Source organism: Fructobacillus evanidus, from assembly GCF_963580165.1.
GTDB classification, from domain to species: Bacteria; Bacillota; Bacilli; order Lactobacillales; family Lactobacillaceae; genus Fructobacillus; species Fructobacillus evanidus.
Genome location: NZ_CAUZLM010000006.1, coordinates 16,552 through 36,758, shown reverse-complemented (window position 1 = coordinate 36,758; position 20,207 = coordinate 16,552). Strand labels below are relative to the sequence as shown.

Sequence of the window (20,207 nt, the reverse complement as noted above, 5' to 3'; positions counted from 1 at the left end):
TGAAAGAAAAGAATCATTATTAAAAATCAGACCTGGAATTATCAATTCTTGATATTTTCCCAGTTTTCCTGATTGATACGACTATTCATACTTAAAAAATCATTATAATAATCAGCATTTTTATCAACCTTAACTGGTTCAATAAAGATATTCTGATGTTTAGCAAGTAATCGTTTTGACTTATGAGCGGTTACCACAGGGGCAGTCAAAAATAAGCCGATTATCTGATTAGAAAAAATTTCTGCCAATGCTTGAGCCATATATCCACCATAAGAATGACCATATAAGACAAATTTTTGATTCCCAATAATTTCTTTTATAGATTTAACCAATGTATCTAAAACTGTATCGCTGTTTGCCTTATCTATTGGTGCACTATGACCCATACCCGGTAAATCTAAATAAATCCTTTGCCAATTTGAAAACTGTAAAAATGGTTCAAAAAAAAAGATATTTGACTCTTTACTAAGTGCCATACCATGTAAGAAAACAATAGGCATACCGTCCCCAAAACTTTCATAATCCACTAAATTACTGGTTTTCATTTTCGTTACCCTCTCTTTCATTTTGTTCAATACTATCTTATCTTAGTACCAACTTACCATAAAGCTACTTAACATAATGCAGGTTACCAAAAGCCAAAAAAGCAGACCCCCAAAACTGGGGCCTGCTTTTTCTTTTATGATAAGTCCACTTGCTCAATGGGACTAAAAAAAATTGGTCTAGCTCTCATAATCCCAATTTCAAGGGATTTCAGCTTTGTGAAAAAATCATTTATGAGATCTTTTATAAGAATGTTTATTTAAATAACGATCAACAAAAAAAGTAATAACAAAATAGATAACGGCTGATAAAAGATCTTTTACAAGGGTATTATTATGAAAAAGGAAATGCACAATAACAAATAAAATCATCGCCGACATCAAATGCAGAACGACCTGCCGATTCATAAATTTGTCCAAAATCTCTCTCCTCCTAGGGGGCTTGTTGTTCAGTCATGCTTTTCTCTTTCCACATTTTCTGAGTAAAAATTATCTTTAAGAATCTTTTTTTATACAAATAGCCGAATAAAAAACGAAAACACCACACACAAACACAATCCCAGCTGCAATATTTAACAATAGTTCGTTACCATGATAGAAGTGTATAAAAACTAAGGCAACAATAAAAATTAATAAATATAATTTATCCCATTTTCCTAGGTGCTTCTTCATTCCGCTTTCCTCTCCCCTCGACATTTATTTACCAAAATTGTCTCGAATTGCTCTGAAAAAAACGAGTCCAAAAACCTATATTTTTATTATCACTCTATCTTTTCCATCAGCAATAATTTCTGATAATCTTCATGAGTGTAACCAAAAAATGACTTACCAGCAAACCATTTTCTTCCGTACGTTGTACGGAAACGTTACGTACAACAGATGAAACCGACAAGATTAACCTCATTTTCTGTACGGAAGCCTTACGTACAAGAAAAAACAGCCGAGTACTCGGGAAATCCCCACACTGTGGGGTACCACGCTTGCGTGAGTACAATTTCCCCTTATGCTCTGTTTTCATCATTTTGTACGGAAACTGTACGGAAAATTTGTACGTAAGCAGTTCGGGAGAACAGAAAATAATAATCCATTGTTATTTTTTTAAATGGATTATATTGTTTTCTGTAGTTTTATCATGAAATCTATTGAGATTTTAAGGTCTTGATCAGTTATCGGGAAATTATGGCCTCCTTCTCTCAGTTCAGGATGGTCTATTGTATTTCTTATAATGAAAGGTAAGCTGTGTTGTTTGCTTGGCTTAAATTTTCCCGCATTATATCTTTCCTGCATTAGTTTTATAAGGTCAGGATTATCTTGAACCTTAGGAAGTAAAAAGTCCTTTTCAAATGCATTTATACCATGGCTTTCTTGGGTGGGAGTAGTTTCAACCCAATGCACATATAGCTTAGTAAATAATTCGCTATGAAAGTCTGCTGTTGGAACATGAAAAGCTTTATATGTTATTTCTCCAATTGATATTGAATCAAATATTAAATCATTGGTATCTATGGGTGAATTTTTATCTGACTTATTTAAAATGATTACTTTATCTTTATTGTTTCGTAAATGTCTGAGAATATATGGGGAATGAGTTGTAATGAAAAATTGATCAAATTCGGATAAATCATTTATAGCATTTAATAAATTATCCTGTGCCTTTGGATGTAAATAAAGTTCTGGTTCATCAAGCAGGAAAAATAGGGGAAACTGTTTATTTTGCCTAGATTGTTTAGCAAACACTTGAATGATTGAAAATGCTAAAGCTCTCTGTAATCCATTTCCGTTCTCTGATATATTAGTTTCTTTTTTATTTTCTTTAACTGTGAAATTAGCATTTTTAATAAAATCATGAATGTCTGGAATATTAAAATTAATACCAATTTGAACATTTCCAAACTGATCATTCATAGTACTATTTATACTAGAAAGCGTCTGACTCAAATTTTCTTTGAAACCTTCTTTATCTGTTCTAAAAGCTTTTTCATAAGAAGCAATAAACGTTTTATAAATTTCGGTCTCCACAAAATTACGGGAAATTTGTTCTATTAATTTTCCAGTTATTTTTGTAGAACCAAAATTCTGAAACTCATTATTTTGCATTTCGGCATATACGGTTGTAAATGATAAAAGTTCTTTAATTGTTTTATCAATTCCGGATATATTTTCAAATTGTCCTTCCAATTTTTCTTCATTTTTTTCAGGGTTATAAACTCTAACCTTTTTGATGTTTAATGTAACTGGTTTTCCATTTTGTATAATAGTCTCTTCCTTAGAAGATCGTTTTATTCTAATAGTATTATTTTGAATACACCTTTGATACTTTTGAGGAATTATCTCTTTATTTACATCTGACAAGTATATCTCTACTGAAACATCTTCTTTTGGGCAAGTATTTGATACCACATCAGACTTTGAAGCACCACCGGTAATAAATTCAAGAGCATAAAACAACGTTGTTTTTCCAGAATTATTATTTCCAACAAAGTAATTCACTCCATTAGAAAAATTAATTTCATGTGTTCCCTTAAACGATTTAAAATTATTTAGAATCATTTTGCTTATATACTCTAAAATATACCCCTCATTTTCTGATTTATTTAATACCCTATAATAATTTTTTAATTAAATACCTTATACCAAAGAATTATTATTTCTCACTTTTGTTTCTTATCTTTTTAATTATGCATATTTAGAAATTTGTTTACTTTCAGATGATTTTTCCTTAAAATTTATTTTTTGGTTCACTTATTATCTAGCTTAATTAATTGCTCTGCGCTTGTTTTAAATAAATAAATAATTTTTTCTGCATATTCTTCTGGTAATTCTGGTTTTTCTTGGTGCATCCAAATTGATATTAAGCCAATAAAATTGTGAATTATAAATTTAGCTTGCATACCAACAGGTATGAATGTACTTTGATTATTATTTCGTTTTTCCAAAATAGGCAATAATATTCGTGAATAATGTTCTTCTATGAATAATACCCAAGATGAATCGTGATGTTTAGAGTAAAGAATTTTAAAAATATAGCTATTTTTATATATTAATGAGGTTGCTTCTCTAATTAGCAACTCCATTATATTTTTTTTATTTTTATTTTTTTTAATGACAAATAACATTCGGTTATAAATATCTTGATCCACATAAAAATACAAAGCTCTTATAATTTCATCCGTATTATGAAAATGACTCTGATATAAAGCTTGACGGGATATTCCCACTTTTTTAGCTATTGTACTCATAGATACATCAGAAAAGTTTGATTTATTTCTAGAAATTTCAAGGAATGCATTAATTATTTGAATGTCAGCTTGCGAAAAAATCATGTCAGCCTCATTTTTTGATAATTTAATTAACTAGTGTAAATGATTTAAATAAAAAGTAACTATATTTATTGCTTATTATACTAATATTATTTAACAACAAGCGAAAGGGGGTTATATTTACATGTGTAAATATAACCCCCTTTCGCTGATTGATAAATATATTGATAATAAAAATGGTAAAAAAATATTTACTAACAGATATTTTTACCATATTGAATTTTAAAAATTCAAAAATACTAAAAAATAGGAGAGAATAATATGCACAATAATTTAGTTAATGATCTTAATGAAATTATCGAAATTGAAAATGCCGAAGTTCCTAGTGAAGCCTACTGGTGGGCAGGACTAGCCGTAGGTGTAGTTGCTGTAGGACTTGCAGACTAAAATCGGGGAGAAAAAATGACAAATAGCTCGGAATTTTTAAATATCGAAGAAGTTGAACCTGTAGAATCATTAAGCAATGCACGGGACTTTGTAGAAGGTTTCGGTACAGGCATAGCGATTGGCATGTTCTTCTTCATGTAATTCATTTTTTAAAGTCCACCTTCTTAATGATATATAAGATGATGGACTTATTTTTATTTTTTGGAGGAAAATATTGATTAATCAATCTAAGAAAATAGGTAATTGTCTTTTTTATTCTCCAATAACACTAGAAAATGACAAATATCAATTGTTTAATAGGATTAACGGTAAACATTTTAAAGTTGGAAAAGCAGTTATAAATTTTTTGGAGGGATATTACTCTTCAAAAAAAGATTCAACAACACTATCGGAAGAACAAAAATATGTAATTCATAGATTAACCAATTTAGGAATATTAACCTTTAATGCTCCATCTAATTCCTTATTCAAAAAAATGATATATGACTATTGTCCAGTAAATTTAAATTTTTCTTTTCAATCATTGAAAAAAATTAATTTTATATGGAACATTATAGTTTTAATAACTTTTTTAACATCTATTGTTTTACTTTCTTTAAATTTCAATCATGTACAAAAAAATTTTATTTTTCCAAATATACATAATATTTTTTTATATTTAATTTTTGGATATCTAATTAATTTTTTAGGAACTATTTTACATGAAGGATCTCATTTTTTATCTGCACTTGTTAATAAGGTTTATGTACCTCGCATAGGATTAATGATTTATTATTTTTCTTTTGCAGGTTTTGTTGACATTACAGGTGTTAGATTTACTAACAATAATGTACTAGCTAAGGTATCTTTATCAGGGAGTAAAGCAAATATTTTTTTAGGTTCTCTTGGGATTGTTTTATTAATAATTATAAATGCCAAATCCTATTTTTTGAGTGTTCTTATAATCATATCTGTCTTAACTTTGTTATCTAATATGAATATTTTTTTAAAATTGGACGGTTATTATGCCCTAGAATCATTATTAGACGAAACTTTTATTCGAGAAAAATCAATCAGTTTAATTGGACATTTGAGTAAAAATAATTTACAAGATTTTAAAACAGTTACGTTAACCATAATGGGTATATTATCAGTTATTACCGTTTTGTGTACTTTTTTATTGTTATTTTCTGTTATTTTGAATAGCTTTGGGATCACTATATGAAAGACAATTTATTTTTAAGAGTTTTGGGTATTGATGGGAATTTTAAATTAGAATGGAACAATCATTATAAAGTAGTCAACAAAAAGGAGTATCAGAACTTTAAAAAAAAAGGATTAACTGTTAAAAATGTATTTGATATTGATAATAAGGATTCATTAAATCTGGATAGAAATTCTTCATTATATTTTTTCAATAACGAATTCTTTATTGAAAATGATATATCCCCAACAATCCTTAATAAAAAAATTTATATTATTGGCATTGGAGCTCTGGGTAGCAAGATGTTCAAAAGCTTAGTTTTATTAGGTTTTAACAACTTTGTGATAGTTGATCCAGATGTCGTGGAGCAAAGTAATCTGAATAGACAAGAATTATACAGTCATGAGGATATTGGGAAATTAAAAGTTTTTGTTGCTAGTAATTGGGCAAATAAATACAATCCTAATATTAATATTTGTAAAATAAATAATTTTATATCGTCTAATTCAGACATAGAAGAAATTATAAAAAATAACGGTCGTCCTGATGTTGTTATTAAGGCATATGACGAACCACAAAATCATATGTCCATTTTCATGGAAACTATGCAAAAATATAAGATTCCTTTTACTTCTGGAGGAATTACTGCTAATGATATTGTGGCGGGTCCTACATTTGTTCCTAGCAAAAGAATTAAATTTAAATGGAAAAATTTTACTTCCGTAATTCATGGAAAATATCCAGTTGTTAATTTTGAATTTGATATACTTGCTGGTTTGTTAGTCCCTGAAATAATTAAAATATTAAACTTTAATTATGAAGGACTAAATTTTTTGAAAATTAAAAAAATTTCTATATATAAGAATAATAAGAATAAAAAAATCAAAACCATTGGTCTTATTTTAATTATCATACTTTTTTTTATAATATATTTTCATATTCCATGGTTAATGTTTGTTTTATTTTCTATTTTATTTTTATCATTTTTTAAATTAGATAAATGGCAATATCTTTTTTTTGCAATTACAACTAATTTATTAGGCATATTATATGCAATATCTACAAATTGGCAGATGAAAGATGGGCTATTAGCATCATTTATGCGAAATATACCACTGATATGGAGTGGCATTATTTTTCTAAGCAATACAATATTAGTGTCTATGTTATTTTTTAATGTTTTAGGGAGGGTAAAAAAATGGATTTATCAAAGAAAATAATCTTGTTCATCTTAATAGTTTTTTTAATTACTAGTCATTTTCATTTATTAGATAATATTATTCCTGTTCAATATAGAGACCTTGCTTATATTGTGGCAGCATTGATTATTATTTGTTTAGTATTTATTTTTAAAAAGTAGGAAATATTATGAATGTAAAGCTAAATAATATAACTAAACGTTTTGGCAATAAATATGCTGTTAAAAATCTCAATGCTAATATTGATGAAGGGAAAATATTGGGAATAGTTGGGCAAAATGGTGCTGGAAAAACAACAACATTCCGGATGATTTTAAACTTTATACAGCCAAGTTCAGGTAACATTAATTGGTATAACTTTAATAACGAGAGTAAAATTCGATCACAAATAGGATTTCTTCCAGAAGAAAGAGGATTGTACCAAAAATGGAGTATAGAAGAACAAATTGTTTATTTTTCAAAACTTCATAATATGAACAAAATTGACACATTAAAAGAGTTAGATAAATGGATGTCTAGACTCGGAGTAATTGGGAATAAAAAAGATAAAATACAAACTCTATCCAAAGGAAATGCTCAAAAAGTTCAATTCATTGCTACCGTTATTTTTAAACCAGAATTGTTAATACTAGATGAACCATTCTCAGGATTAGATCCAATTAATAGTTCTTTGATTATGGACAGCATTATTAAATTAAGAGATCAAGGAACCTCTATTGTATTTAGTTCCCACGATTTGGAGGGAGTTGAAAAAATATCAGATAACATTTTAATGTTAAAAAATGGCAAGACTGTTACATCTGGTAATCCAAAAGATATTCGAGAATCTTTTGGATTTAAAAATATATATGTTGAATCTGATATCAATGATGAAACGCTGTTATCTATTCCTGGTGTAAAATCTATAAATAATGATCGACTTGGACGTAAAATTAAAATTGAAAATGATGAAGTTGGGAAAGCAATTTTTAAATTAGTTTCAAACGATGGATATGTTAAAACATTTTCTCAGCAACCTCCGACTTTAAAAGAAGTATTTGAAAAGTATGTACAGGAGGAAACATAATGTTGTTTGGACATTTAGGAACAGTTATTTTTCAGACATTTAAAATAAGAATTAAAAAACCTAGTTATTGGATTATGGTATTAGTTCCGATAATTTTAATGTCTGCATTATTGTCCATTACTTGGATTACACAAAACAATAATTCAAGAAAAATCAATGTTGGAATTATTGATAATAAAATTTTATCTGTTGAAATGAATAAAAATGATAATTTAAAGGTTATCAATATTACGAACAATGAAAAAGAAAAATATTTAAAGAATAAAAAAGTTGAAGTAGTTATAAGAAAAGATTCTTTCAAAAATGATTTTGATGTTTTGAGCACTCATCAATTATCGGCGAGTGATAAAAATATAATAGATAATGAACTAACACAATATAATTACAAAATAAATCTAATTAATGCTAACTTATCAAAAGAGCAATTAGAATTAATTAGTAATAATAAATCCGTTAATTATACTACACTTGATAAAAGCTCTGAATCCTCAAACCAAGCAAATTTTGCAATTTCTGCAGTCTTGGGAATTTTTATTTTTATTTTCTTAACATCTTACGTTAGTATGATTGCACAAGAAATTGCAAATGAAAAATCATCGAGAATTATGGAAATACTATTAGCGTCTACTTCAGCTAAAGATCAATATTATGGAAAAATATTTGGAATATTACTTTTAGCATTAGTACAAATGACAATATATATTGTCATATTCTTCTGTTCATTTTTATATTTTAAAAATCATATTAATCTTCAAGTAATAGACCAAATATTATCACAATTAAATTTCGAAATTCTTATAATTTCTATTTTCATTGTTTTAGTTTCTATTGCTTTATATACATTTTTAACTGCCCTTATTGCATCATTAATTAATGATTTTAACCAAGTTCAACAAGCAATAGCACCAATTACTTATTTAGCAATGATTGGATATATCCTTGCGTTTATTCTACCTAATTCAACAAATAATATAATTATAAATATTCTTTCCTTTATTCCTTTTTTTTCTCAAACATTAATGCCTGCAAGATTATCTATACACAGTGCTAATATTAATCAAGGCCTACTTTCTTTAGGAATTAACTTAATAACATTAATAATTTTAGCTCAAGTTGGATTAAAATTATATTCAAAAAATGTATTAAGTTATTCTAGTGATAATATATTAAAACAATTTTTACAGGGATTAAAACATATTAATTTGATAACTAAAAAACGATAAAAATTAATTATATTCAAAAAGAAAAAATATTGACTTATGAATCGTATACTGCCAAGGGCAGCAAGTTTTTTTGAGCAGAGAGAGCCCTTTTGTAAAATCTCAAAATTGAGAATACAAAAGGGCTTTTCCAAGGTATAGCTAAGAGCCATCGCTTTGGTCAAGTCGCTAACACGGTTTAAAGAGCATTCTGCCCACTCTCTCGTCTTTAACGGGTTATGTGCTTAGCAGCAAAACTTCCACTCTGAACTGAAAACGCCTCTCAGAGCCTCCTAAGTGCTAATCTAGGATCCACTACTTTGCCAATCACTTGTTTGGCGAGCTAACCCATGTCCATTTATTCATTGCCCAGTTAAACACTACTTCAACCTTTGGACGTGGTTTGGTCGCTATTTGCAAACCACCTGACGGGTACACGCCTGTCCCGTTTCAATCTTATAGGATAACGGCCCAAAGGAAAGCAAAAGCCGTCACAGCAACTAAAAAAATCCCCGAAGGGATTTTTTGATAATGAAATTAGATAACATCCAAGTGTGTCTGACCACTCTTGACCAAGCCCATCTTCAAGAAGACCCGGTATAGCACGAAGGACATGAAAGCAGGCAAAGCAACTCCGAAGACCAGGAAGGTTCCCAACATTTCGGGATTCTTCGTTGCCAAATCAAGTGGCACGATCAATGAAGTCAAGCCCATTCCTGCCAAAGAGAATGGTACCGTCAAATGGAAGGCAACCGCAGCGATTGGTGCACAGACAGCTGCTGAGACAACTGGTGGCACAAAGAGCCATGGATTGCGGACCAAGTTTGGAAATTGGATCTTAGGCGTAACAAATGCTTGTGCGATAAAGGTTCCTGGCTTGTTTTCGTGGAAAGACATGGCAGGATAAGCGGCAAACATAGCAGCCGTTCCAACTAACATAGCACCGGCACCCATTGGTGAGCTAACACCGGTTGCACCGATGGCCACCGCTAAGGCGGCAGATGAAGCTGGCGTCATCAAGAAGACAGCAAACAACATGGCAACCAAGGCCGTTCCAACAACTGGGCTCCAGCTAACAGTGGCGGCGATGGCCTTACCCATACCAACCAAAATTGGTGTCGTGACACGAGCCAAGTAGTAACCTGAAACGGTTCCCACCAATGTTGTTAATGCCGGCACGATAATCATATCCAACGGCGTTTTACCAGTCAGCCACTTCCCAAAGAGAACCGCTACCAAACCAGCCATAACGGCTGAAATTGGTTGTCCCGTGGTCAAAACGATTGAACTTGGTACCTGAACACTTACAAAGCCGGTAACCGTTGACAACTTCATTGTTGAAGTCGTGAAAAAGGCAGCGTTAGCGCCAACTGTCGAAGCAGCCATTGCTGAAAACATGACCATGGTATTGGTCTTTAACTGTGAGGCAATCGCCACACCAAAGGCTGCTGGCAACATAACCTTAGTAATCAATCCCAATTGCACCAACACTGGCCAATGAGTCAACCCACCAATGGACTGCATCAAAAAGCCCATTCCAAGCGTGACCAAGATGGCATTTGAAATGGCCGCACTGACGTTATAAACCTTCTCTTTTAATGTTTCTTGATCTTTTGGAGCTGTTTCAACAGCCGTTTCTGATTTTTCAAAGTCCAAAGCATCTTCTTGGACTTTATCTCCCGTTACTCTTGCATCCATATGCATCACTCCCCTTTTCTTCCCTTTAACCAATCACAAATTAAAAGGCCCTAACGCTAAGCGTTAGGACCTTTAACACTCAGTTACTAAGAACTAGTAGCTGAGCACTTAAAACCAACCTACTAGTTTAATTGTTTAGTAAGCTGACAATAATAATGACTTGTGATTGGGCCTGATTTGTTCGCATTAACTTGTACATGATCATCACCCTCTCTTCTTTATATGATAAATTAATTATAACATTAGAATTTGATTGGTCAACACTAATTTTTCTAATTTAATTAAACCATTTCCAGATGCGTCTGACCGGCCTTGATCCAACCAATCTTACGCATGATTCGATACAGGATAAAGGAAATCACAACTGGTACCGCCACACCGAAGGCCATGTAAGCACCAAAGACCGTCATGCCCTTACCGAAAAGTGCCAAAGGAACGATGAAGGAGTTGAAACCAATTCCTGCCATTGCGAACGGTACAGTAATATGGAAGCCGATTGTCGCAATTGGTGCTGCAATCGCTGCGCCTACCATTGGGGGAATCAGCAACATTGGGTTTTCAATAATGTTCGGGAACTGAATCTTCGGAGTAACAATTCCTTGAGCAATTGTTGCCCCAATCTTATTTTCATGGAAAGACATTGCTGGATAAGAAACGAAGACAGCGGTCGTACCAATCAAAATGGCACCGGCTGCTTCGGGTGAGCTAACACCGGTTGCGCCAATCGCTACCGCCAAAGCGGCGGCTGAAGCGGGCGTCATCGTCAAAGCACCGAAGACCATGGCAACACAGGCTGTTCCAATAACGGGGTTAACTGCAATACTTGCTGTAATCATTTCACCCATCTTAACCAGGATTGGTGTTGTCACAATGGCTAAGTAGTAACCGGATACTGTCCCAACAATCGTCGTCAAGGCCGGCACAATCACCATATCCAATGGTGTTTTACCAGACAACCACTTCCCAAAGAGGACGGCAATCAAACCAGCCAAAACGGCTGAAATTGGTTGACCAGTTGTAATCACGGTTGAGCCAACCGCTTGTGCACTCGAGAAACCTGTGACCGTCGCCAACTTCATGCTTGAAGTAGTGAAGAAAACGGCGTTGGCGCCAACCGTTGAGGCAGCCATGGCTGAGAACATAACCATCGTATTCGTCTTCAATTGTGAAGCAATCGCAGCACCAAAGGCGGCCGGCAAAATGATTTTCGTGATGGATCCCAACTGGATCATTGGTGCCCAGTGAATGAATCCGGCAATCGTTTGCAACAACAAGCCCATCCCCAAAGTCACCAAAATGGCGTTGGAAACCGCTGCACTAACGTTATAAACCATCTCCTTCACAGACTCTTTGTCCTGCTTACCCTCATTTTGATTAACCGCTGTTGTTTCGGCCTTTTCAAAATCAGTCACATCTTCTTCAATTTTTGCTTGACGACTAATGTCCATCGCTTCTCTCCTTTACTAAATAAAAAAGGCCCCGGCAGTGTTTTCACTGCCGGGGCCTTTTGCCCAAGCAGCTACTGGAAGTTTTCTCCCAATAGCTGACAAACTCAAAAATCAACTTACTAGGAGTACATTAGCAAGCTGAGCAACAACGCGAATTGAGATTGAGCGATTTGACTTTGATTCATAGTATTCTTCATAAGTGAAACCGCCTTTCTTTCTTCGTCTTGTTTAATGATGACTTTATTATAACATGAGAATTTGATGAGTCAACACTAATTTTATTTTTTTATTAATTTTATGTGAGCTAACGATTCCCATTCGATTTGGTACCACATGAACACTAGTAACAGACACAAAAAAAAGATTTCTGAATTAATTCAGAAATCTTTTTTATTGATAATGATCCTGATTTTTCAGCCATCGCCCTCTTCAAGGCACGACAATGACAACCAAAAACAAGAACCTTTAATCATTCAGATCATTAGAACAAACCGGTAATCTGCCCGTTTTCATCAATATCGATGTCCAAGGCAGCCGGATGCTTTGGCAAGCCAGGCATGGTCAAAATTGACCCAGTCAGGGCAACTAAGAATCCTGCACCTAGCTTAGGCACGAACTCACGGATATGGACCGTAAAGTCCTTCGGTGCACCTAATTTCTTCGGATCATCAGAAAGCGAGTATTGCGTCTTCGCCATCACGATTGGCAACTTGTCCCAACCGTATTGCGCAAAGTCCTTCAATTGCTTTTCCGCTTTAGCAGATAGTTCGACAGCTGCGCCGCCATAAATATTTTCAACAATGGCCTGCAACTTCTCCAATGCAGGCGCATCTTCTTGGTACAGTGGGGTAAAATCAGCATCCGCCTGGTCAATGGTTTCAACCACGGCCTGGGCAAGGTACTTGGCACCAGCACCACCCTGGGCCCAAACATCGGCCAAGAAGACCTGGGCACCCAGTGTCGCTACAAAGTCTTCAATCATCTTAATTTCAGCGTCGGTATCAGCCGTGAACCGGTTCACCGCCACCAAAACTGGGCGACCATAGCGTTGCATAGCCTTGATGTTTTGACCAAGGTTTTCCAACCCAGCCTTTAAGGCTGTCAGGTCTTCCTGGTTCAAATCAGCTAGCGCGGCACCACCGTGGTGCTTCAAGGCACGAACGGTCGCAACAACCACGACCGCATCGGGTGCCTTGCCAAGCTTTGGCACCTTGATGTCCATAAACTTCTCGCCACCAAGGTCTGCACCGAAACCAGCTTCCGTGACAACGTAGTCCGCCAGCTTCAACGCCGTCTTCGTTGCCAAAACGGAGTTCGTTCCCTGCGCGATATTGGCAAATGGACCGCCGTGAATAATGGCCGGTGTATGGGCCAACGTCTGAACTAAGTTGGGCTTAATCGCGTCCTTCAAGAGAACGGTCAAGGCGCCAGCCACACCCAAATCAGCAACCGTGACCGGTTCCTTATCGTAGTTGTAAGCCACGACAATCTTTTTAATCCGCTTCTTCAAGTCTTGCAAATCAGTTGAGAGGGTCAAGACCGCCATCAACTCCGAAGCGACCGTGATATCAAAGCCGTCTTCGCGTGGGACACCTGAAGTTGGTCCACCAAGACCAATCGTCGTGTGACGCAAGGCACGGTCGTTAATATCCAAAACCCGCTTCCACAAAACGCGACGTGGATCAATCTTTAATGGGTTGCCCTGGTAAATACTGTTATCCAGCGCCGCCGCCAGTGTATTGTGAGCACTCGTCAAAGCGTGGAAATCACCAGTGAAATGCAGGTTGATATCAGCCATTGGAATCACTTGCGAGTAACCACCACCGGTCGCCCCACCCTTGAGGCCCATCACTGGGCCAAGGGAAGGTTCCCGCAAGGCAATCATGGTTTTCTGTCCAGCCAAACTTAAGGCATCCGCCAAGCCAACCGTTACGGTTGACTTTCCTTCACCAGCCGGTGTTGGATTAATCGACGTCACCAAAATTAGCTTCCCTAAGTCTGATTTACGATTAACACTTTTATCTAGGTTAATCTTGGCCTTATCGTAGCCGTAAGGCTCAATTTCATGCGCCTTAAGGCCTGCTTTTTCGGCAACCTCGCTGATCGGTTGAACAACCGCTTCTTGTGCAATTTCGATATCTGTTTTCACTGGCACATCCTCATTCTTTCGCTAAGTCAACCGCCCAATGACCAATGTCATGACGATAAACTAAGTCACCATGGGTCTTATCCAAAACATCATATACTAGAGCTTGCGCACTCGCCGTGTCCTTGGCATGACCAACAACCGTGGCCACACGACCACCGCTAGCGACCAAGCCATTTTCAGCAAGTTTAGCACCGGCGTAATTGACCGTCAATGGTGACAAATCAGCCGCCGTCGGCACCACGCCACCCTTTTCGGGTGCCTGTGGATAGCCTGGCGCCGCCAGTACTACCCCTAAGTATACATCATCTTCTTGCCACTGTACTTCTGGCTCCTGACCTGCCAACAAATCCAAAATCAATTGATAAAAATCAGATTGGAGCTGGGGCAAGACTACCTGGGCCTCTGGATCCCCAAAGCGAACATTAAATTCAATCACCTTTGGTCCGGCTGCAGTGAGCATCACCCCAGTATATAAGACACCGGTAAAGGGTGTGCCCCGGTCAGCCATGGCAGCTAACATTGGCGTTACTAACTCATCAACCGCCTGCTTGGCATCTGCTGGACGCAACCAAGAAAGTGGACTGTAAGCCCCCATTCCACCGGTATTTGGTCCGCGGTCATGGTCATAGCGGCGCTTATGGTCCTGTGCCATTGGCGCGTGGACAACCTGGCCATCTTGACCCACCAAAGAGAAGATGGAAAATTCAACCCCGTTCAAGAATTCCTCAATCACTAATTTAGCGGTTGGATCCTTCTTGTACAAACTTTGCAGGTATTCATCAGCACTCGATTGGTCTTCGATGATGGTGACACCCTTACCGAGCGCCAGACCATCAAGCTTAAAGACCATTGGCCAATCAAAGCTAGCAATCGCTGCCTTGGCTTCGTCTTGGCTTGTCACCGTAACGGCCTTGGCCGTTGGAATTTGGTTAGCAGTTAAAATTTCCTTGGCAAAGGTCTTTGACCCTTCCAATTGTGCAGCAACGGCATTTGGACCAAAAATCTTCAAGCCTGCTGCCTCAAAGCGGTCAACAATCCCTAAAATCAAAGGATCTTCGTTGCCGACAAAGGTCAAATCGACCTGTTTCTCTTGAGCAGCCTGCACCAGGGCGTCTAAGTCGTTTGCCCCAATGGGTAAGCGAGTCAAGCTTTCTTCCTGCATGCCATCATTCCCAGGAGCCACGAAGACTTCATCGACCTGGGGACTTCTCAAAAATGTTTGGGCGAGCGCATGTTCACGCGCACCTGAACCAATTACTAATACCTTTGCCATAACGATTGTTCCTCTTGCTTAATGCTTGAAGTGACGACGACCTGAGAAGACCAAAACCAAGCCCAATTCATCGGCCTTATCAATTGAATCTTGGTCCTTGATGGATCCACCAGGTTCAACCACTGCCTTGATGCCGTTTTCAGCGGCGTAAGCCACTGAATCATCCATTGGGAAGAAGGCATCAGATGCCAAAACAGCATCTTCAAAGCCAGGCTTTGCCTTGGCCTTTTCAATTGACATCTTCACTGAGTCGATTCGGTTTGGTTGACCGGCTCCAACACCCAATGTTTGGCCATCACGGGCCACCACAATGGCATTGGACTTCGTGTGCTTAACAGCCTTTTGTGCGAAGACCATTGCCTTCAACTGTTCAGCAGTTGGTTGTGCCTTTGATACGACCTTAAAATCAGCTTCTGTTTCGGACAACAAGTCACGGTCCTGGGCAACAAAGCCACCCAAGACAGAAGTTACTTCAGTCTGATTTGGCACATCCGTTGTGAATGGCAAAGTCAAAAGACGCAAGTTCTTCTTCTTAGCCAAAACTTCATAGGCTTCCTTGGTAAAGCTTGGGGCAATAATGATTTCCAAGAAAATCGCGTGCATCTTTTCAGCAGTTGTCAAATCAACTTCGCGGTTCAAGGCAACGATACCACCAAAGATTGAAATATCATCGGCAGCAAAGGCTTGGTCCCAAGCTTCTTCAATCGTTGCGCCCTGACCAATACCGGCTGGGTTCATGTGCTTAACCGTTACGACTGTTGTTTCATCGTATTCAGCAATGATGCGCAAGGCTGCATCAGCATCGCGAATATTGTTGTAAGACAATTGCTTACCGTGCAAGATATCAGCATTCAAGATTGAATACTTTTCAGGCAATGCACTTGTATAAACAGCAGCGTTTTGGTCTGGGTTTTCACCGTAGCGCATGTCATCAAACTTTTCACCAGAAATTGTCAATTGTTCTGGGAATTCCTTGTCAGTCAGGTATGAAGCAATCAAGGCATCATAAGCGGCAGTGTGTTGGAAGACCTTCGTTGCCAATTGGCGGCGGAACTTTTGGTCATCTTCGCCACTCTTCAAATGGGCAATCACTGCTTCGTAATCCGTTGGATCAACAACTGGCAAAACAGCAGCAAAGTTTTTGGCTGCTGAACGCAACATTGATGGGCCACCGATATCAATGTTTTCAATGGCATCCGCATCGGTAACGTCAGGCTTCAAAATGGTTTCCTTGAATGGATACAAGTTGACAACCACCATATCGATTGGCGTAATGTCATGTTCCTTCAAAGTTGCCATGTGTTCAGGCAAGTCGCGACGGGCCAACAAAGCACCGTGCACGCGGGGGTGCAAAGTCTTCACACGACCATCCAACATTTCTGGGAAGTTCGTGACATCTTCAATGCCAATGACATCCAAACCGGCATCGGCCAAAGCCTTGTGTGTGCCACCAGTTGAAACCAATTCAAAGTCTAATGCTACTAATTGCTTGGCAAAGTCTACCAAACCTGTCTTATCGGAAACGCTTAATAAGGCCCGTTTCATTGTAAAAATACCCCTTTTTCTAGTAAATCAGCTAATACTGCTGGATAAAGTTCATGTTCAACTGCGTGAATTCGTTCAGTCAAATCTTCCAGTGAATCTTCTGACAATCGTGGCACTGCCTGCTGGGCAATTGCTGGTCCAGTATCAATACCGTTGTCGATGAAGTGAACAGTCACACCCGTTTGTCGGACACCGGCCTCATAAGCATCGAGGATACTATGGCGACCAGGGAACTTAGGCAACAAGGCCGGGTGCAGGTTGACAATCTTTTGTGGAAAGGCGGAAAGCAGTGTTTCCGTCAAGATGCGCATATAGCCGGCAAGTAAAACGCCATCAACTTGGTGTGCCTGCAATTCGGCCACAATGGCTTGTTCGGCCGCCGCCTTATTTTTGTAACTTGGGTACCGTACCTTGAAAACTGGAATGTTCCACTTTGCCGCGCGCTCGATAACCGGCGCATCTTGGTGGTCAACGACAACCAAAACGATTTCTGCCGGTAGGTCCTTATCAACAATTGCCTCTTGCAGAGCAGAAAAGTTTGTTCCTGTCCCAGAAGCAAAAACGGCCAACCGGGCCTTTCGTTGCTTTACTTGGCTGGCCATGGCGCATCCCCCTCAAAGAAGACCGCTTCACGGTCTGCTTCAGCTGGCACGATTTCACCAATCCGATAGGTTGGTTCATCGCGCTCTGCCAACTGATCCAAAATAGCATCCGCTTTGTCAGCAGGGACCGTCAAGACCATCCCCAAACCGTTGTTAAAGGTCAACAACATATCATCGAGTGATAGGTTACCGGCTTCTTGCAACTTCTTAAAGATTGGCAAAATTGGCCATGTGCCCCAGCTGATTTTTGCTTGGACATTCTTTGGCAAGGCTCGTGGCAAGTTTTCAACCAGGCCACCACCCGTGATGTGGGCGGCTGAGTGCACCAAGCCCTGTTCAACCAATGGCCACAAAGCGTTGGTATACAGCTTCGTTGGTGCCAAGATTTCTTCTTGCAAGTAATCTGGCAAATCGTTGAAGGCGTTGGCATCATCATGGATACCCAAGACCTGGCGAACCAAGGAATAACCGTTAGAATGAACACCAGAGGATGGCAACCCGATCAAAACATCGCCAACCTGGACATTCTCATTTTGTAGCAAGCGACTTTTTTCGGCCACACCAACCGCAAAAGCGGCGAGGTCATAGTGATGAGGTTGGTACAAGCCGGGCAATTCAGCACTTTCACCCCCAACAAGGGCAATCTGCGCTTCCTTGGCCGCCTTGGCAATCCCCGTCACGATTTCGGCGGCAACTGCTGGTCGCATTTTGTCGACGGCTAGATAGTCCAGCATAAAGGCTGGCTTGGCACCCTGAGCTAAGATGTCGTTGACAACCATCCCAACTAAGTCCTGACCAATCGTGTTATGCCGGTTAGCGGCAATTGCTAAGAGGAGCTTGGTCCCAACACCATCCGTTCCGGAAATCAGGACCGGTTCTTTCATGCCCGCATCAAGGGCGTAAACAGAACCAAAACCACCTAGTCCGGAGACAACGTTTGGTGTGTAGGTAGCCGAAACGGCATCGGCCATTAATTCAACGGCCTTGTTCCCCGCTTCAATATCAACCCCAGCTGCCTCGTAAGCGTTGTGCTCTTTTGCCATTTAATTTGCTCCTTCTACTCGCTGATCTTCTGCTGGATTTTGCGGAACATACAAGCTGGTTGGCTCTTCATCAAAGGTAACCTCACCACTTGCCTTGGCTTCAGCCATTTCTGGACTGTAGTCATAAATTGGGCTTGGGTAATGACCACTAAAGTAAGCAGTCGTTAGGCCAGTTTCACCATCTGGCATCTGCAAACCGATTGATGAAACCAAAGACTCGTTACTCAAGAATTCCAATGAATCCGCTTCAATTAATTCGGTCATTTCGGCCAAAGTGTGGTTGTTGCCCATCAATTCGGCCCGGGTTTGAACGTCAATCCCGTAAAAGGCTGGGTACTTAAAGATTGGACTCGCAATCCGGACGTGGACTGATTTTGCCCCGGCTTCTTTAAGCATGCGGACAATATAGCGACAAGTTGTACCACGAACCAAGGAGTCATCGACGAGGACAACGTTCTTGTCCTTCACAACGGCCTCAACGGCAGACAACTTCATCCGCACGGCGCGTTCACGCTTGTCTTGGGTGGCCTCGATAAATGTCCGGGCAATATACTGATTTTTGACCAAGCCCATTTCGTTTGGTAGCCCAGCGCCTTCGGCATAACCGCTGGCGGCAGACAAACTTGAATTTGGCACCCCAACAACGATGTCGGCACCGGGAACTGGCTGTTCTTTAGCCAATGCAGCCCCCATTCGCTTCCGCGCTTGGTGGACATTGATTCCGTGAATATCAGAATCGGGACGGGCGAAGTAAACATATTCCATCACGTCGACGTTCAACGTCGTCTTATCCGTGTAATGAGTGATGTTCATACCATCCTTGTCGATGCGAATCAATTCACCTGGTTGCACATCGCGCACGTACTTAGCCCCAACAACATGGAGAGCAGCCGTTTCGGAAGTAACCACGTAAGAACCGTTATCTGGCATCTGACCGATAACAAAAGGTCGGAAACCGTGTGGGTCCAACATGGCATACAGGGCGTGTGGTGTCAGCAATAAGAAAGCAAAGCCGCCACGCAATTGATTCAAGGCATCCTTGATTTTTTCATCAAAGGTCTCGGCCTGTGACCGACGAATCAAGTGCAAGATAATTTCAGAGTCCGATGAGGACTGGAAAATCGCCCCATCTTCTTCCAACTGGTTGCGCAAAGTCTGCGCATTAGTCAAGTTTCCGTTATGGGCCAAAGCCAATTGCATATCATGGAAATTAGCCATCAAGGGTTGAATGTTCTCAATCCCATGCGCCCCGGCCGTTGCATAACGCAAGTGGCCAATCGCTGCCTGGCCCTTCAGGGCTTCCAAACGGCGTGGGTCACCAAAAACTTCGGCAACAAGGCCGATACCCCGTTCCTGCCACAGGTGCCCCTGATTATTGGCAACAATCCCGGCGCCTTCTTGACCACGGTGCTGCAACGCATGCAAACCATAGTAAGTTAAATTAGCGGCATCATCACGACCCCAGACACCAAAGATGCCACATTCTTCATTTAATGATGAGTAAGCCGCTTGTTCGGTCACTTCATTCACATATTGATTCATTGGTGTGCTCC

At 38.8% G+C, this 20,207-nt stretch carries 17 protein-coding genes; 6 read left to right on the top strand and 11 right to left on the bottom strand.

Translation table 11 applies throughout. The features are described 5' to 3' along the window. Positions 1-41: 41 nt before the first annotated feature. The 3 genes from AABI08_RS05910 to AABI08_RS05900 form a co-directional block, all read right to left on the bottom strand. The gene (locus tag AABI08_RS05910; protein ID WP_338344172.1) at positions 42-545 is read right to left on the bottom strand and encodes an alpha/beta fold hydrolase; all 504 of its coding nucleotides are present in this window, start codon (positions 543-545) and stop codon (positions 42-44) included. Positions 546-1,649: 1,104 nt separating this feature from the next. Continuing rightward, positions 1,650-3,092 carry an ATP-dependent nuclease gene (locus AABI08_RS05905; RefSeq protein ID WP_338344511.1) on the bottom strand — a complete coding sequence of 481 codons (1,443 nt, stop codon included), beginning with the start codon at positions 3,090-3,092 and terminating at the stop codon, positions 1,650-1,652. Between the two features lie 188 nt (positions 3,093-3,280). Then, positions 3,281-3,865: a TetR/AcrR family transcriptional regulator gene (locus AABI08_RS05900; protein ID WP_338344510.1), complete on the bottom strand. Its 585-nt coding sequence runs from the start codon at positions 3,863-3,865 to the stop codon at positions 3,281-3,283. A gap of 258 nt (positions 3,866-4,123) precedes the next feature. Here AABI08_RS05900 and AABI08_RS05895 point away from each other — a divergent pair, with 258 nt between their 5' ends. The 6 genes from AABI08_RS05895 to AABI08_RS05870 all read left to right on the top strand — a co-directional run bounded on the left by AABI08_RS05895 (position 4,124) and on the right by AABI08_RS05870 (position 8,920). Beyond that, positions 4,124-4,249 (top strand): hypothetical protein, encoded by a 126-nt coding sequence (locus tag AABI08_RS05895; protein ID WP_338344494.1) that lies wholly within the window; start codon positions 4,124-4,126, stop codon positions 4,247-4,249. A gap of 15 nt (positions 4,250-4,264) precedes the next feature. After that, a complete protein-coding gene (locus AABI08_RS05890; protein ID WP_338344493.1) occupies positions 4,265-4,390 on the top strand; it encodes a hypothetical protein in 126 nt (41 codons plus the stop codon). A gap of 73 nt (positions 4,391-4,463) precedes the next feature. Continuing rightward, complete coding sequence (locus AABI08_RS05885; RefSeq protein ID WP_338344492.1) at positions 4,464-5,453, top strand: hypothetical protein; 990 nt, start codon at positions 4,464-4,466, stop codon at positions 5,451-5,453. Further along, positions 5,450-6,652 (top strand): ThiF family adenylyltransferase, encoded by a 1,203-nt coding sequence (locus AABI08_RS05880; RefSeq protein WP_338344491.1) that lies wholly within the window; start codon positions 5,450-5,452, stop codon positions 6,650-6,652. Before AABI08_RS05885 ends, AABI08_RS05880 begins: the two co-directional genes overlap by 4 nt. 148 nt (positions 6,653-6,800) lie before the next feature. Continuing rightward, positions 6,801-7,697: an ABC transporter ATP-binding protein gene (locus AABI08_RS05875; RefSeq protein ID WP_338344509.1), complete on the top strand. Its 897-nt coding sequence runs from the start codon at positions 6,801-6,803 to the stop codon at positions 7,695-7,697. Further along, entirely contained in the window at positions 7,697-8,920 is a 1,224-nt protein-coding gene (locus AABI08_RS05870) for an ABC transporter permease (protein ID WP_338344489.1), read from the top strand. The genes AABI08_RS05875 and AABI08_RS05870 overlap by 1 nt, the downstream gene beginning before the upstream one ends. A 513-nt stretch (positions 8,921-9,433) precedes the next feature. Here the strand turns inward: AABI08_RS05870 and AABI08_RS05865 are convergent. From AABI08_RS05865 to purF, 8 genes are all read right to left on the bottom strand, one after another. Continuing rightward, the gene (locus tag AABI08_RS05865; RefSeq protein ID WP_338344434.1) at positions 9,434-10,594 is read right to left on the bottom strand and encodes a PTS sugar transporter subunit IIC; all 1,161 of its coding nucleotides are present in this window, start codon (positions 10,592-10,594) and stop codon (positions 9,434-9,436) included. A gap of 281 nt (positions 10,595-10,875) precedes the next feature. Further along, positions 10,876-11,928 carry a PTS sugar transporter subunit IIC gene (locus AABI08_RS05860; protein ID WP_338344516.1) on the bottom strand — a complete coding sequence of 351 codons (1,053 nt, stop codon included), beginning with the start codon at positions 11,926-11,928 and terminating at the stop codon, positions 10,876-10,878. Between the two features lie 595 nt (positions 11,929-12,523). Further along, positions 12,524-14,191: a formate--tetrahydrofolate ligase gene (locus AABI08_RS05855; protein WP_338344433.1), complete on the bottom strand. Its 1,668-nt coding sequence runs from the start codon at positions 14,189-14,191 to the stop codon at positions 12,524-12,526. 10 nt (positions 14,192-14,201) lie between these two features. After that, positions 14,202-15,464: a phosphoribosylamine--glycine ligase gene (gene purD / locus AABI08_RS05850; RefSeq protein ID WP_338344432.1), complete on the bottom strand. Its 1,263-nt coding sequence runs from the start codon at positions 15,462-15,464 to the stop codon at positions 14,202-14,204. Between the two features lie 18 nt (positions 15,465-15,482). Then, positions 15,483-17,009 carry a bifunctional phosphoribosylaminoimidazolecarboxamide formyltransferase/IMP cyclohydrolase gene (gene purH, locus AABI08_RS05845; protein ID WP_338344431.1) on the bottom strand — a complete coding sequence of 509 codons (1,527 nt, stop codon included), beginning with the start codon at positions 17,007-17,009 and terminating at the stop codon, positions 15,483-15,485. Continuing rightward, positions 17,006-17,611: a phosphoribosylglycinamide formyltransferase gene (gene purN / locus AABI08_RS05840; protein ID WP_338344430.1), complete on the bottom strand. Its 606-nt coding sequence runs from the start codon at positions 17,609-17,611 to the stop codon at positions 17,006-17,008. The genes purH and purN overlap by 4 nt, the downstream gene beginning before the upstream one ends. Continuing rightward, on the bottom strand, positions 17,596-18,654 hold the full coding sequence (purM, locus tag AABI08_RS05835) for a phosphoribosylformylglycinamidine cyclo-ligase (protein WP_338344508.1): 1,059 nt from the start codon (positions 18,652-18,654) through the stop codon (positions 17,596-17,598). The genes purN and purM overlap by 16 nt, the downstream gene beginning before the upstream one ends. Continuing rightward, the gene (purF, locus tag AABI08_RS05830; RefSeq protein ID WP_338344428.1) at positions 18,655-20,196 is read right to left on the bottom strand and encodes an amidophosphoribosyltransferase; all 1,542 of its coding nucleotides are present in this window, start codon (positions 20,194-20,196) and stop codon (positions 18,655-18,657) included. Positions 20,197-20,207 lie beyond the last annotated feature (11 nt).

What these genes read in the sequence shown, in the direction of transcription:
- AABI08_RS05910 (WP_338344172.1), bottom strand. Translation starts at nt 545, where the DNA reads ATGAAAACCAGTAATTTAGTGGATTATGAAAGTTTTGGGGACGGTATG.
- AABI08_RS05905 (WP_338344511.1), bottom strand. Translation starts at nt 3,092, where the DNA reads ATGATTCTAAATAATTTTAAATCGTTTAAGGGAACACATGAAATTAAT.
- AABI08_RS05900 (WP_338344510.1), bottom strand. Translation starts at nt 3,865, where the DNA reads ATGATTTTTTCGCAAGCTGACATTCAAATAATTAATGCATTCCTTGAA.
- AABI08_RS05895 (WP_338344494.1), top strand. Translation starts at nt 4,124, where the DNA reads ATGCACAATAATTTAGTTAATGATCTTAATGAAATTATCGAAATTGAA.
- AABI08_RS05890 (WP_338344493.1), top strand. Translation starts at nt 4,265, where the DNA reads ATGACAAATAGCTCGGAATTTTTAAATATCGAAGAAGTTGAACCTGTA.
- AABI08_RS05880 (WP_338344491.1), top strand. Translation starts at nt 5,450, where the DNA reads ATGAAAGACAATTTATTTTTAAGAGTTTTGGGTATTGATGGGAATTTT.
- AABI08_RS05875 (WP_338344509.1), top strand. Translation starts at nt 6,801, where the DNA reads ATGAATGTAAAGCTAAATAATATAACTAAACGTTTTGGCAATAAATAT.
- AABI08_RS05870 (WP_338344489.1), top strand. Translation starts at nt 7,697, where the DNA reads ATGTTGTTTGGACATTTAGGAACAGTTATTTTTCAGACATTTAAAATA.
- AABI08_RS05865 (WP_338344434.1), bottom strand. Translation starts at nt 10,594, where the DNA reads ATGGATGCAAGAGTAACGGGAGATAAAGTCCAAGAAGATGCTTTGGAC.
- AABI08_RS05860 (WP_338344516.1), bottom strand. Translation starts at nt 11,928, where the DNA reads ATGGTTTATAACGTTAGTGCAGCGGTTTCCAACGCCATTTTGGTGACT.
- purD (WP_338344432.1), bottom strand. Translation starts at nt 15,464, where the DNA reads ATGGCAAAGGTATTAGTAATTGGTTCAGGTGCGCGTGAACATGCGCTC.
- purH (WP_338344431.1), bottom strand. Translation starts at nt 17,009, where the DNA reads ATGAAACGGGCCTTATTAAGCGTTTCCGATAAGACAGGTTTGGTAGAC.
- purN (WP_338344430.1), bottom strand. Translation starts at nt 17,611, where the DNA reads ATGGCCAGCCAAGTAAAGCAACGAAAGGCCCGGTTGGCCGTTTTTGCT.
- purM (WP_338344508.1), bottom strand. Translation starts at nt 18,654, where the DNA reads ATGGCAAAAGAGCACAACGCTTACGAGGCAGCTGGGGTTGATATTGAA.
- purF (WP_338344428.1), bottom strand. Translation starts at nt 20,196, where the DNA reads ATGAATCAATATGTGAATGAAGTGACCGAACAAGCGGCTTACTCATCA.